Annotated in this window: 8 protein-coding genes and 1 pseudogene; 1 reads left to right on the top strand and 8 read right to left on the bottom strand. The window is 41.2% G+C overall.

Features of this window, described 5'->3' with window-relative positions; all coding sequences use genetic code 11:
• The first annotated feature begins 129 nt into the window (after positions 1 to 129).
• A complete protein-coding gene (hisC, locus tag V7K25_RS15540; protein WP_335159368.1) occupies positions 130 to 1191 on the top strand; it encodes a histidinol-phosphate transaminase in 1062 nt (353 codons plus the stop codon).
• A 176-nt stretch (positions 1192 to 1367) separates the two neighbouring features.
• Here the strand turns inward: hisC and V7K25_RS15535 are convergent, their stop codons facing one another.
• From V7K25_RS15535 to V7K25_RS15500, 8 genes and pseudogenes are all read right to left on the bottom strand, one after another.
• On the bottom strand, positions 1368 to 6791 hold the full coding sequence (locus V7K25_RS15535; protein WP_335159366.1) for a trifunctional serine/threonine-protein kinase/ATP-binding protein/sensor histidine kinase: 5424 nt from the start codon (positions 6789 to 6791) through the stop codon (positions 1368 to 1370).
• A 370-nt stretch (positions 6792 to 7161) separates the two neighbouring features.
• Positions 7162 to 7281: pseudogene (locus V7K25_RS15530) on the bottom strand (CHAT domain-containing protein); the annotation flags it as partial.
• Between the two features lie 109 nt (positions 7282 to 7390).
• On the bottom strand, positions 7391 to 9427 hold the full coding sequence (locus tag V7K25_RS15525; RefSeq protein ID WP_335159364.1) for an ATP-binding protein: 2037 nt from the start codon (positions 9425 to 9427) through the stop codon (positions 7391 to 7393).
• Between the two features lie 119 nt (positions 9428 to 9546).
• Positions 9547 to 10542: a Pvc16 family protein gene (locus V7K25_RS15520; RefSeq protein WP_335159362.1), complete on the bottom strand. Its 996-nt coding sequence runs from the start codon at positions 10540 to 10542 to the stop codon at positions 9547 to 9549.
• A gap of 53 nt (positions 10543 to 10595) precedes the next feature.
• Complete coding sequence (locus tag V7K25_RS15515; RefSeq protein WP_335159360.1) at positions 10596 to 11081, bottom strand: phage tail protein; 486 nt, start codon at positions 11079 to 11081, stop codon at positions 10596 to 10598.
• Between the two features lie 120 nt (positions 11082 to 11201).
• Positions 11202 to 11660 carry a phage tail protein gene (locus tag V7K25_RS15510; protein WP_335159358.1) on the bottom strand — a complete coding sequence of 153 codons (459 nt, stop codon included), beginning with the start codon at positions 11658 to 11660 and terminating at the stop codon, positions 11202 to 11204.
• A gap of 50 nt (positions 11661 to 11710) precedes the next feature.
• Complete coding sequence (locus tag V7K25_RS15505; RefSeq protein WP_335159356.1) at positions 11711 to 13429, bottom strand: phage tail sheath family protein; 1719 nt, start codon at positions 13427 to 13429, stop codon at positions 11711 to 11713.
• Between the two features lie 45 nt (positions 13430 to 13474).
• Positions 13475 to 14320 carry a Pvc16 family protein gene (locus V7K25_RS15500; protein ID WP_335159354.1) on the bottom strand — a complete coding sequence of 282 codons (846 nt, stop codon included), beginning with the start codon at positions 14318 to 14320 and terminating at the stop codon, positions 13475 to 13477.
• Positions 14321 to 14566: the final 246 nt, after the last annotated feature.

Below are 14566 nucleotides of genomic sequence, written 5' to 3'. Positions count from 1 at the left end.
AGTTATTCTCTAACAGATAATACCTTTTATGCGGAACATTACGCGTAGCTTACTTCCCTTGAACCAAGGATTGAATGCCTAGTGAACTCCTAACTAATAAAAATCTGTTTTTTCCATATCTCATGCTCTATGACCAACTACTTTCGCTCTAATGTAGATGCAATGGCTAGCTACATTCCCGGTGAGCAGCCTCAACGCGGTACACAGATAATTAAACTCAACAGTAACGAAAACCCCTATCCCCCTTCGCCTGCGGCATTAGCTGTGCTGCAAAATATCGATGGCGAGTGGTTGCGGCGGTATCCAGAACCTTTCGGAGGGGAATTCCGGCAAGCTGCAAGTAAAGTTTTAGGTGTTCCTAGCGATTGGATAATTGTGGGAAATGGCAGTGACGAATTGTTGAGCGTGGTGATTCGAGCCTGTACAGAACCTGGAAAGAAAGTAGTTTATCCCATGCCAACTTATGTGCTATATCGCACATTAACAGAAATGCAAGCTGCGGAAATTATTGAGGTTCCTTACAGCGAGGATTACAGTTTACCTTTAGAAGAACTAATTGCTGCTGATGGATCTGTAACATTCATTGCATCGCCTAATAGTCCATCGGGGCATGTGGTAGCAACAAATGATCTGCAAAAATTAGCCAGCCAGTTATCGGGAGTTTTAGTGATTGACGAAGCATACATAGATTTTACCGAAGAGAATGCATTGGCTTTGGTAAAGGACTACGAAAACGTTATCGTAATTCGCACACTTTCTAAAGGGTACTCGTTGGCTGGATTACGGCTGGGATTTGGGGTGGCAAATCCCAAGCTGTTGCAGGGATTGTTTAAAGTGAAAGATAGCTATAACATTGATGCGATCGCTTGTGCAGTTGGCACGGCTGCTATTATCGATCAAGCTTATAAAAATGCTTGTGTGGCAAAGATTAAAGCATCGCGGAATCAGTTAGCAACAGACTTAAAACAATTAGGTTTTCATCTTTGGGATTCCCAAGCTAATTTTTTGCTGGTACAGCCAAAAGAAGGAAACGCAGAATATCTCTATCAAAAACTAAAGGAACGGGGAATTTTAATCCGCTACTTCAAGCAGCCTGGATTAGATGATAAATTACGCATTACTGTTGGCACTGATGAACAAAATCAAGCTTTAATGGAGGCACTAATTTATTTGTTAGAGACTGGGGGATAAGGGAGCAGGGGGAGCAGTTGTGTAGGTTGGGTTGAGGAACGTAGACCTGAAAGGGCTTCCCGCAGGGTAACCCAACATATCGGGGGCTTTGTTGGGTTGCGCTTTGCTTAACCCAACCTACAATTTTTAACTTTTTCCTCCCCTGCTCGCTGCCTCCCCTAGTCACCCTACTCACCCTACCTTGCCTTAAGGGGGATAGAGATCATAAATTCAGCCCCTTGTCCTGAAATGGATACACACTCTAACTGCCCTCGATGCTTATTAGTCACAATCTGGTAACTAATAGATAGCCCTAAACCAGTGCCTTTACCAACAGGTTTGGTGGTAAAAAAGGGTGTGAAAAGTTGCCGCCGCACATTTTCGCTGATACCAGAACCGTTGTCAGCAATGCGAATTACGGCAAAATCGCCTTCAACAGTAGTACGAATTGTAATGATACTTGGCTGACGTGCGATATCGGCATAAGTCCGATGTTTGTTAAATTCTTCTAAAGAGTCAATCGAATTCGCGATCAGATTCATAAATACCTGATTCAGTTGGCCAGGGTAGCACTCTACGGGTGGTAGGTTTCCGTACTCCTGTATTACCTGAATTCCGGGAGAATTTGGTTCGGGTTTAAGCCGATTTTGCAAAATCATCAGAGTGCTATCAATGCCCTCATGGATATCAACGGCTTTGACTTCAGCTTCGTCTAGGCGGGAAAAGTTTCGTAAAGATAATACAATCTGGCGAATGCGATCGGTTCCCACTTTCATAGAAGCCAACAGCTTAGGTAAATCTTCCATCAAAAAATCTAAGTCAACCGCATCTATTTCATTTTGAACTTTATGCGGTAACTTCTGGTTTTGCTGCTGATAAAGTTGTACTACACTCATCAAGTCTTTGACATAATTATTAACGTAAGTAAGGTTGCCGTAAATAAAACTGACTGGGTTATTGATTTCGTGAGCAACGCCTGCTACCAACTGCCCCAAGCTAGACATTTTTTCGCTTTGCACCATCTGAGATTGGGTGAGCTTCAATTCATTGAGAGTGTGTTCTAGCTGTTTTGCTTTTTCACGCGCTTGTGTTTCTGAAATCTCTAACTCCTGGGAGTATATGTGCAAATTTGTGTAGAGCCGAGCATTTTCTATAGAGATGGAAACTTGCGAGGTTAACAAGTTCAGTACCTCTAATCGCTCTGCGGTAAAGACTCCGGTGGTGAGGTTATTTTCCAGGTAAAGAACTCCAGTTAGCTTACCCTGATGAGAGAAAGGCAAACACAAAATTGATTTGGGTTGATTGGCAACAATATAGTTGTCACTCACAAAACGTTCTGTGTGGCTAGCATCGTCTAAAACCAAATTTTCTTTTGTTCTTTCAACATAGTTAATCAGCAAAACTGGTAGTTTATGCTTTACTTGAAACAGACTCGACGATCGCACTGTCACTTGATCTCGCTCAATATTTCCTTCGGCTTCAATCACCCACTGGTTCTCTCGTTTTACAAGTAGATAACCCATTTGGGCCCCAGCATTCTCGATCGCGATCGTCATCATCTTCTCCAGTAGGCGACTTAGCTCCATCTCGCTTGAGAGTGCCTGGGATGCTTTAATCGCTGTGCTGATATCTAGAGTTTGGGTTTTAGCTTCAGAAATGTCCTGAATCTGCTTTGTAGCCCTACGCCGCTCAACTGTATCTCTAAAAATTTGGGAATATTGTTCGTCCAGTTGCCGAACTTTACCCGTAGCTTGCCACTTTAAATAGCCATAGCGGGCTTCTTTTAAATAAATTTTGGCAAAGTTTTTCCTATCCTTGGCTAAGTAAAATCGAAATGCTAGTTCGTTTGCCAAGGCTTCATTTTGTAAATAACCGTTTTCGGCAGCAGAAGCGATCGCCTTGTCATACAGTTCCATTGCCTGATAATCTTGTTGGTGAATCCGAGCAATTTCAGCTTGGATCAGCAGGAACTTATGTTGATAATTGGTTGGACAGTGCATTGCCCATTGCTGGAATTTTTCTAAGTTGGCATTTAGTTTATGCAGATAAATAGCTTGAGTTTCTGTATCTACCTCCGTATAAGCCCCTGCTAAGGCAATACTTTGGTGGAAATAGAAAACAGGATTAATAAAAATACCTCGCGCTCCCCCAACAAATTGTTCCGCATTCTCTCCATATTCAACAGCTTTGATAAATTCTCCATACCAGTTACAGAGCGCAAGTTTATAGATGTAAACTACAAATGCACTCAACATATCCGAAGATGCCAATGCAAACTCTAGCACTTGCCGTTCATCTGCCCAAGTTCCAACAAGCTCATCAATCTTGCCTGCTGGCTTAGTCAGGTTAGCGATCGCTTCCATAGCCAGCAGATGGTAGTTCAACATATTTCTGTCAATTTTGCGGAGGCTAGGAATAAAATCTTCGGCTACTTCTGCGGTTTTTTCTAAAGATTCATTTCCAAATAAGCATTGCCATAAAAAATTAACTGAACAATAGCCAGACCATTGATAAGAACCTGTTTCTAAACCACTATTAAATCCCTTCAATAAATAAGGTTTACTCTCGCTAATATGGTCTTTGTAGTGACAAACTAAACCGCCCCACATATTCAGAATATTTGCTTCTAATTCCTTCGTTCTTAAAATTTCATGTAAATGCAAAGATAGTTCCCCAAACTCATAACCTGAATCAACTTCACCGTATTGAAACACCAGATTAAAAGCATAAAGCATATAGCCAAATACCGAAATTGGTGAGTTGCCATACTGAACTGAAAGTTGAGTTATATTCATCGATGTGATATGCAACGCTTTAGATCCTAAAAAGTAGGCAATAGGCCAGACTTCTTTTAAAATGCGTTGAGCCATTAGCTTTTCTTCGTCTTGCATTTTTGGTAGTTCTGCGAGACTAAAAATTGAGCGATCGCCAATAACTTTTTTGGTATGATTAAGTTTTTCTAACAGATATGCATCATCGGGATAAGCTGTAAACTCCAAGTCTAAAAGCTCCAAAGTATTTAACCCAATTTTATATGCGGAGTTTAAATCATTCTCCATCCGATAACACATAATTCGATATTCATTCACCCGACACATATCAAGAGTAGTTTTAACCTGGCTAAAAGTCTGCTCGAAAATCAGCAAAGCTTCCTCATATTTCCCATTTAAAAATTCTGCTTCTCCAGATTGTAAATATAAATTTAATGTAAGTAAATAATTATCTTGCCAGCTATTTCCAGGTAGATAACTTACCCCTTTTTCTAGCAACTTGAGTGCAGTTACAAACGCCGAAGATGATTTTGCCCGTTGACCTGCTTTCAGATTTAATTCTGCCAGTTCATATCTTTCTGCTGGTTCCACAATCAATGAACCGCCAGCATTGAGATGGTTGACGATATCAAAAAGATGTTCTTCCAACTGGGATTTTTCAGTATTATGTAATAGTAATTTACCTACCTTCAGGTGTACTTGTTTTTGCTGATCGATTGGAATTAAAGAATAGGCAGCTTGCTGAACGCGATCGTGCAAAAACTTATAGTCAACTTGTACAGCAGTATCGCAGTATGTTGCCAATTCCAACTGATTCAACAACTGAGGAATTTTGTAAGTATCGCTTAAGGGAAGAATTAATCCCGCCCGCAAAGCTTCCCATAAATCAACTGCTGTTGCTGATGGAGATTTTTCGTTTACTACAGCTAGAATTTCTAAATTAAATCGGTTGCCAACACAAGCAGCTAATTGTAAAACTTGCTGCGTCGGTTCTGACAGCCTCTGAATTTTATTCACCATTAAATCGACAACATTATCGGTAATGGCTTGTTCCTGAATTTTGTTGAGATCCCACTTCCAGAAACCCGAACGATGATCAAATGTCAAAAGATTATCTTGATGCAGTACTTTTAGTAACTGAGTCAAGAAAAAGGGATTACCTTGGGTTTTTTGAAATAGCAAATTAGCTAAAGGTTCTGCCTGAGATGATTCGCAATTGAACGTGTCAGTAACCAGTTGAGTAATATGAGATGCTGCTAATGGCTTCAAAAGTAACTCTTCAACGGTTGCCCCAAATGCTTGAATTGCCTCTAGCATTAGCATCAGTGGATGGGTGGGACTAACTTCGTTATCTCGGTAAGCCCCAATCAGCAAGAGATACTGGCTTTCTGGGTCAGTCATCAGATTCTCGACCAGGTTCACAGAGGCGGCATCTGCCCATTGGAGGTCATCTAAAAACAGTACTAAGGGATGTCCAACAGCAGTAAAGGCATGGATAAATTGCTTAAACACCCGATTAAAACGGTTTTGAGACTCAGCAACCCCCAACTGCGGTACAGGCGCTTGCTGCCCAATAATCAGTTCTACTTCCGGGATGACATCAATAATAACTTGACCATTAACTCCCAATGCTCGTAGTAATTTATTTTTCCAAACCTCAACTCTGGCTTGGCTTTCAGCTAACAGTTGTCGCATTAATTCTCGAAATGCTTGAATCAAAGAAGCATAAGGAATATCTCGCTTGAGTTGGTCAAATTTGCCACTGATGAAGTAACCTCGTTGCCGGACAATCGGTTTGTGAACTTCGTTAACTAGTGAGGATTTGCCGATACCTGAATATCCTCCTACCAAGACAACTTCGCTCGAACCAAGGCTCACTTTCTCAAAGGCAGCCATTAAAGCTGCCACTTCTACTTCCCGACCGTAAAGTTTTTGAGCTATTTGGAATTGATGCGAAAAATCTTGCTGGCCTAAGGTAAAAAGGTCAATGCTGCCTTTTGTTTGTAGTTGTATCGCTGCTTGCTCTAGGTCAGCCTTTAACCCGTAAGCACTCTGGTAGCGGTCTTCAGCAGTTTTGCTGAGAAGTTTCATAGCGATCGCAGAGATTACCAGTGGTACATTAGAATTAATCTCGTGCGGAGCTACTGGAATTTTCGCAATGTGACAATGTACCAATTCCATTGGGTCTTGAGCATTCTGGAAGGGAAGCCGACCCGTCAGCATTTCGTAGAAAATGACACCTAATGAGTAAAAATCTGTACGATAATCTAAGGTTCGATTGATGCGTCCAGTTTGCTCTGGCGACATATAAGCCAGCGTTCCTTCTAGGAGGTTGAGACTACTGATTTCTGGACTTTCTTTCAACAGCAGCGAAGCGATGCTGAAGTCAATCAATTTTATTTTTTCGGTATTGGGGTTATAAAGAATATTTTCGGGCTGAAGATCCTTATGAATAATGTGCAGGGTATGTAACTCACCTAAAGTTTCAGTAATTTGAATGGCAATGTTGAGGAATTTCGTAAGTTCCAAGCCTGTATTTGATATTTGAGCTTTTAAAGATTCTCCACCAAAATCTTCTAAAACCAGTGCTAGTCCATTACTGTAACCGTTGTCGTAATTGATTAATTCATAAGCTCTGATGACACCTGCAATCTTCAGGTTTTGGATAATTTCATATTCGTGCTTAATCTGAGCAATCTCTTTGACAGTCGGATACTCTGCTTTGAGCAGTTTGATAATAACTGAGCGCTCGTTAGACTTGGAGTATGCTCGATAAATTACTGTGGTAGTAGCTTCATAAATTAAACTTGCAATACTATAGTCAGGGATACGAGCAATTAATTTAAACATTATTACTTGCCTGAATGTTGTTTTATAATAATTCCCGAAATTCAGGTTAAATTAACTCTTCAAATACTAGGTGAAGAAGGCAGTTCTTGCTGTTTTAATTTTCTTGATTTTCTCCTACACCTATACTCTTCCCCCAATACCCTGCCCTGAGCAGGTTTCACGTTTTCTTAGTGCCATTCACTATTGGATGTTGGGGAAAAGGCGATCGCTTGATATCTTATACATTATGTGTTAATTAATACTACATTTTTCAGGATAAACAGTTAATATGCTACATACTACATCTCATCATGCTAGAAGTCATCAACGACAGTAGAATGTAAACTAGCCCTTGAGCGTGGGCAAGAATTGAAACCCTTTCTCTAGTCACCTAAAGCCAATTCCCTACTAAAACATAGGGTGCCCAATAAAATGGATATCCTTTATCCTTCAAAACAAACTCCTGAGCACGACGTAGGGCTTCAGCTTTACTTAGATTGGCATTTTGTGTTAACTGTCGATAGTTTTAGCAAGCTAGTATTTGACCAACCGAAAATGATGAGTGAAGGCAGGTAGGGGGAGCAGGGGAGGCAGGGGGAGAAAATTTTTGTGATGCAACCTTAAATCCAGCCAGCAATTTCTATGCTCGTTAATGATTTCCCTAACTTTTCATACTCTGTTTGAGTTGCTTTAAGAATATGCTTCATTTGGACAGGCTCTTCTACATCGGCGGCCATAAAGGCTGAATTGAGGGCAATGATACGGATATTACCGCCAGGGGCGTTAAGTTGAGCCAGTCTTTCAAAGTTTAAGCCTTCGGTTGGGGTATCAGGCGGAAAAATCCGTCGCCAAATTTCAGCTCGATGGGCGGCATCTGGGAGAGAAAATTGAGTCACGAACCGAAGTCGCCGCATAAATGCAGGGTCTAAATTACTCTGTAAATTCGTCGTTAAAATAGCCATTCCTGGATAGGATTCCATTCGCTGAAGTAGATAACTGACTTCTAGATTGGCATTGCGATCTTTAGAATCTTTAACTTCACTCCGTTTACCAAAAATAGAGTCTGCCTCATCAAAAAGCAAAATTACACCCCCGCTCTCAGCCGCATTAAATATCTGCTGTAAATTTTTCTCGGTTTCGCCAATGTACTTACTGACAACAGCAGAAAGTTCAATTTTATAAAGATCGAGGTTCAGCTCATTGGCAAGAACACCTGCTGCCAGAGTTTTTCCGGTTCCGCTAGGCCCAGAAAATAGGGCTGTAATACCCAGTCCGCGTCTACTTTTAGATGCAAATCCCCACTTTTCGTATACTTTGGCCTTCTGTCGCACATGAGCCGAAATTTCTTTTAGAATTCCCTTCTGAAGGGGCGGTAATACTAAATCTTCCCAAGACAATTTAGATTCAATTCGCTCTGCAAGCTCATCTAATCCAGGACGAGCCTGGACGCGGCAACTTTGCCATAGAGCCTGTTTTAGGGAAGGAGTGGATGGCATTGTCAACTGCCCAACAGCTGCCGCACAGGCTCGACGAATCATAGAGGTACTAAGTTGAAACTGAGACGTGAGTTCTTGCAAGTCTTGCAGCAGCTTATTTGAGTCTGGTATATATTTCTCTTGCTCATGAAGTTGAATTTTGAGTTCGTCCACAGAGGTTTCCCAGGTAATTAACTGTTCTTGAGGTAGGGGTTTAGGAACATCAAAGCGAATCATTTGACGCTTTATGCCTTGAAGTGGAAAAAGTGTCGTAACGATCGCAAAACATTCTAGTTCCTCAAGCAGTTGATTAAGAGAAGCAAGTTGTAGCTTGTCGGAACGATCAATATCCTCACAAATTAGAAGGAGCGCTCTACCCTCCAAAATACATTCTCTTTCCAGTCGGCGGATAAAAGTCTCTAATTCATTGGGCTTGAGAGGGATACGATGGCAGTTCAAAAGATTTACCTGTAGATTAAAATGTTGACAGACAGCTTGGGCAATGTCGGTTTTATCCTCCATCTCTGAACCACATAGCTGAATGATAGGCAAAGAATTCTGAAATGAATTTAATTCCCATAGAGCCTTTATAGTATCTGCCAAGCATTGATGAGAAGGAATCAGTCGTTGTGTGTAGGATGGTAGCTCAGTAATTTCTGTCAGTAACGAGTCTATTGTTTTCACACCTATAAGATAATGAAGGATTCTCTCATCTATATGAAGAGATGTGCTAGTCAGGGTACTACCTGAGCCTAAGTCGATCAGTTTCCAATAGCGGAGTGCTCCATCGGGAGCCAAAGCGCTCCAATGGGCATTAGGCAGTGCACTAAGAGCCAAACCGAATGTTGGATGATATTGACTATTGCCACTGTGGACTTCAACACATAACTCTGAAAAGCGTAGGTCGATTTCAATAGCTGCACAAAATACTAATATAGAGCGCTCAAATTCTGAAAGTTTAAACCTTTGACAAAGTTGTTCTAAAGCTGGAGGCTGCAACATCACCGCTTTCAGCTTTATAAGCTCAGGTATATCTTGATTCGGGTTATTAGGCTCTATTTTAGAATTATTTTCAAGCTGATTAATATAGCTCTGAATAACTGTGTGCAGCTGGTTAATGACTGCGAGAAAATAATTTCGATTAGATTCATACCAATCTTCAAAATGATTTGAGTTATACATATAAGATTATCCTTATGAGCCGATTTATGGTCTGATATTATGACCGGATAATCGCTTACGATAAATGTAGTGAGTGCAAAGATGAGTCATACCGAAACGAATTGGTGTAGCCGCACATATTAGTCTTGAAGAGCTATAACAGCGCTATCGTTTATGGTTGGATGCAAAACGAAAGTCTGCTCATTCGACACTACCTCTAAATCTTTATAACTTTGGTACTTATATAGTTGTTGATGAACAACTTGAACTGTGTGAACCCCAGCATATAGATTTTGAGGCAGTTTAAACAAAATTCTGTTGTCTTCAACAATTTGTGGTTCTAATAGGTTTTCTCCTCCGTTCAGACGGAGCAGAGTTATATCCGCACTCAGATTCTTGCCATAGATGATTAGACTGCTCCCCGCTATAATCTGGCTATTTGTAGGCGATGCAACAATTTTCTCAATTTGCGGCTGATTCGATGCTCCTTTATTAGAACCTGGAGCAAGTGAAGATTTTTTAGATGCAATAAACATCATCGATACTTCATACGCAATCGAAGGTCGATAAGAACCTTGTAAGAGTGACCACAATCTAGACATCTGTTCTGTATCGAACAAGTTTGGCGCGATTCTTACTTGGTCTAACTGCTCGGTCAAAGCTTCAACAGAAGTCGATTCAATCGCTTGTGCCAAAAGACCGGAACGATTGATGGTTGCGACATGATTTAGCATTGCTCTAATCATGGCGTTAGATAAAACCGGAGTTTGATGCATGAGCTGCATGACATAACCCAACAGTATTTCCGTTTGAAAGTCTTTGTTTCCGTAGGCGGTCAATACATAATGGAGATTGATGGCTAAAGGGAGAATTGCACCTTCTTCTGTACTGGCTTGATGATGGGTTGGCTGGTAGCGATCGCTTTTACCCATATCTGCATTACGATTTTCTGAAACCTGGTAGAGAAACAGATTTAGCTGAGGTTGACCATCGACTCCAATAGAAATCTGATCTGGGGGAAGTGTAGTTACTAAAATATTTCCCATACTCGACAGGGCTGCATTCTGAACCAAGCCGTCTTCTATTAAGTTTTTAAATACAGCAGTTATCGCTGCGATCGCTAATCCATTACTCATAAGTTTCTACTAAATGCACTATCTTCATTCAGAGCTTTGTTTGTATAAATCTTTTATTTCACCCGTTTAAACCCTTCGTAGGCTACTTCTACTTCCTCAATTTCTATCTCTTGACTATTAGATTTAACATCTGAGATTTTGTAACGCGTAGGCCAGGCTGCTGTTAGTTCAAATTCTGCCTGGGCTTTTCCATCTTCATAGATCGTTAGAAGAGCATTTTTTCTTTGTTTAGCCCAGTTACCATCCTTAATTAACTCAAACCAGTTCCATAAAGTCATCGAACTTGTCATTCCTCGAAGTAATGTTAAATTTCCGCTCTTGGCATTACCTGGAAGTTTCGTTTGCACAAACTTTCCTTTGTTCGCCTTGCCCCATCGACCTGAAGTAACCTCACTAAACTCAATTACATCCTGCGAATAGTTAAATCCCTGACATTCTAAGAAAACTGCATCTACCACGTCGCTTGAACCATCAAGCTTTAAACCTAAATAGAAATTAGATGCAGTAAAAAAAACGGGACTTCTAGATGAGGTTGCCATAATTTCTTTCGTTGAACTAAATTATCTTAATGACTGGAATCAACAGAATTAAAAGATAAGGTTTGCCCTCTTTTAATAGAGGGCAAGTAATTTTTACGTGATAGCAATAGTGAATATTAGCTATTGTTCACGCGTAACTTCTTGAGCAACTAACTCTATCGTTTCGCAAATTAATTCTCCACCGGCAGCAGTCAATGAAGAGACTGAATACTTGCAGGGATAGCATTGCTTAATCTGCCATTCCATAACTGCTTTGCCGTCTGCATACGCAGTGATTTTTGCATCTTCAAGTTGTCCTTTCCAGTCAGGACTCTTACCCGTAGGAGGGTTAACTTTGTTAAACCAAGTATAGGCACTTTTGTCTTTACATCCAGCCAAAACAATCGTTGGGTTCAACGGTTTGACAGGTGTTGGCCTTGGTTGCATTGTTTTTTCTCCTTGTTTCCCAGAGCCAGCAACATGATCGGTGGGAGGAGCATCCATCCCCATATTGCTGAACTCCTTGACTGGTAAATCCTTGATCTTAGATCCGGCACTAAAAGTAAAGCTAGAACACTCGAGATAATCTGGACCTGGCATAATTTTCTCCTAGTAATTTCGTTCAATAAATAGTTGACTTGAGAAGATGGTTAGTTTTGTTCTGTTTCAAGAGCATTCCACTGGCTGATGCGGAAGACTACAAATTCAGCCGGACGTACAGGGCATACACCAACATCGATATATAAACGCCCCAAGGTCATTGTTTCAGGTGTATTGTTTTCAGCGTCACATTTGACGTAAAACGCTTGGCTAGGAGTAGCTCCGAACAATGCACCCTCGCGCCATATCCGCTCTAAAAAATTACTAACGGTATATTTAACCTGCGTCCACAATTCTTCGTCGTTCGGTTCAAAGACAGCCCACTGAGTTCCAGCTTCAATCGAGCGCTCAATATAGCTAATCAGCCTTCTGACGCTGATATAGCGCCATTCGGTTTTGTCCGGCTCAACCAGGGTTCTAGCACCCCAAATCCGAATTCCTCGGTTAGGAAATTTCCGAATGCAGTTGATACCTAGTGGGTTAAGGAGTTCTTGCTCTCTAAAGTTGACATCATAAGCTAAACCAGTAATTCCTCTGGGGACTTCATTCGCAGGAGCTTTGTAAACACCCCGCGATTCATCCGTTCGGCCCCATACGCCCATCATGTGCCCAGAAGGAGGAACAAGAATTGAACGCCCTGCATTTCGAGGATTAGGTACTTTAACCCACGGATAATAGAGAGCGCCAAACATAGAACGACGACCAAACTCATCTAACCAATCAACAACATCTTGAGGCCTAGTGCGATCGGGGGGAGGATCTAACACAACCATTCGATTGGTTGGCCCTGGCATATCCCCGCTAGTAGAACCTTCAGACATGCTGATCATGGTCTCCATCACACCATGAACTTGTTCAAGGCTTAAAATTTGAGCTTCATAGGCTCGCATTAAATCTGGAAAACATATCATTGTAATCTCGTCGATTTCAAAGATACCGAGAACGCCAGTTCGTTCGCTCCGATCCCCTTCTATTTCACTAGCAAATTTCTCAGGTGTAGAATTTGGCCCTGGGGGCAGTAGTTCGTATTCGCCATTCAAGGGCCGTCGGGATAAAGGCAGTCCAGGTTGAGCAACATCTCCAATCGAAATATACTTAGAGTTTTTCAGAGCCTCAACAACATAGGTTACAGCCTGGGTTTGGGGTTTTGGATCCATACTCAAGTGATTGTATTCCTCAAGCACTTGATTGTCTCGGCAGACTTTTAGAGAGAATAACTCACGCGGATTATGAGTTATTTCTACTTTATCCGTCCCCTGCGATTGACCTTTAATCTGGTCGTTGGCTTTATCGAGATTCTTCGCAGGAGGTAATGCACGAGGCGTTCCATCCTGAATTGCGATTTTAATGGGGCCGTTATCGAAGTGTTCAGTCCGGATGGATAAATTTAAACTTGGGCTATTACCGCGTCTTGGGATCTCTAAGGCAGGTGCTTTCCGTTTTGAATTTTCTTGGCCAATACTGGGGAGTTGCGTTCCAATACTTGTAACCCAACAGCGTCCGCCTCCATTTAGGAAATATCCTCGAACTGAGAAAGGTAAATATGCATCGAAGTCTGTGAACCCGTTAGAGTTGCGTCGGGCAAAGTATTCAAGATACTGAGTCCAACTTGTGACAAGCATGGGTTTAAAGAGTTCGGCCCCGCCTCGTATATCTTCAGTAAAGCCGATAAATCCTGCGACCGAAGTACTAACGCCCTCAATCGGACGACTGCCGCGATCGACTTCTTCAACATAAACGCCGGGTGCAAAGTAGTCTAGTCTAGCCATGTTAAATGCTCCTTGATTTGTTGGATAATCGATTGATATAGAAATTTAGTAGGCGGGCATAAGTAATATCTCTTTGGGGATACATGGTTTTCCGTCCACAAAAATATTACAAGTCTTAAACTGATAGCCAAATCGTCTCAGGTGTAAAATGTAGTTTCCAGAGGTCAAATTCTCAAACATAAAATACCCCTGCTCATTGCTAGTTACTGATTTCTCGGTTCCTTGAAGGATGATTTGAACTCGTTTTAATGGCTTTGAGTTAAGACTATTTTTGACAATGCCAGCAATGGCAACTTGCTGAGTTTTAGATGCATTCCTGCTGATAGCTGGAATTGAATTATTAACTCCAAAATGTCGTTCAGTAACCAAAGGTACAGTTGTTTTTCTCCATACATTAAAGGGAACAGTTACTGTCAAATAAATAGCAGGGCGTATGGGAATAGAAAGAGAATTCCATAAACTTACTACATCAATGGGTGGGTCGCTAGTGACTGATAATGATAAGTTGCCGTGGCCACGAAGATCAGGAGTTAGAAACTCCTCCCGCAATAGTCGGCTACGCATTAACAGCAGTAGAGTTTCAGACAGAAGATGAAGCTCTCCTAATACAGTGCGATCGCGGGCTGTAATCACAATAGAGATATCGAACCAACTGGGTGCTCTACATACTTCTGCAACCTGTCGTGAATCATCAAAATAGCGTTCCACCTGCCTGCCATTATTTGGCATTTTTTTACTGATTCGAACATCATACAGATAGAGATTAAGTGATAGCTCTCTATTACTATTTTCTAAGCTTCCAGGGTGACTAAAGTTTATTTGCTCAGTGCTAGTGAGAACAGATCCGTTAGTCAACATTTCAGCAAGAGTTTGAAGAATCGAATTCAGCATAAGCAGAAATCTAATTCGTTTCTATATACTCAGATTAAGCGATATCTTAGCCAATGCAATCAGACTTATGTACTAATTTAAATTCAGAATTTATAGTTTAATTATTTTTCAAAAATCACGATAAAAGCTCATTTTGGTAGAAACCTTTATCTGTATCGGCTCAATAAGTAGGGGTAGCGCAAGAAAATTATGATCTTAGAGGTCGCGGCATTATAGAATATGACACATGACGCAAAAGCAGTTGAC

It is taken from the genome of Nostoc sp., assembly GCF_036919495.1.
Lineage (GTDB): Bacteria > Cyanobacteriota > Cyanobacteriia > Cyanobacteriales > Nostocaceae > Nostoc.
Note: the sequence above shows the minus strand (reverse complement) of the source record. Positions and strands in the feature narration are given on the sequence as shown.

Coding starts and splice junctions, on each gene's coding strand:
- hisC (WP_335159368.1), top strand. CDS start 130: ATGACCAACTACTTTCGCTCTAATGTAGATGCAATGGCTAGCTACATT.
- V7K25_RS15535 (WP_335159366.1), bottom strand. CDS start 6,791: ATGTTTAAATTAATTGCTCGTATCCCTGACTATAGTATTGCAAGTTTA.
- V7K25_RS15525 (WP_335159364.1), bottom strand. CDS start 9,427: ATGTATAACTCAAATCATTTTGAAGATTGGTATGAATCTAATCGAAAT.
- V7K25_RS15520 (WP_335159362.1), bottom strand. CDS start 10,542: ATGAGTAATGGATTAGCGATCGCAGCGATAACTGCTGTATTTAAAAAC.
- V7K25_RS15515 (WP_335159360.1), bottom strand. CDS start 11,081: ATGGCAACCTCATCTAGAAGTCCCGTTTTTTTTACTGCATCTAATTTC.
- V7K25_RS15510 (WP_335159358.1), bottom strand. CDS start 11,660: ATGCCAGGTCCAGATTATCTCGAGTGTTCTAGCTTTACTTTTAGTGCC.
- V7K25_RS15505 (WP_335159356.1), bottom strand. CDS start 13,429: ATGGCTAGACTAGACTACTTTGCACCCGGCGTTTATGTTGAAGAAGTC.
- V7K25_RS15500 (WP_335159354.1), bottom strand. CDS start 14,320: ATGCTGAATTCGATTCTTCAAACTCTTGCTGAAATGTTGACTAACGGA.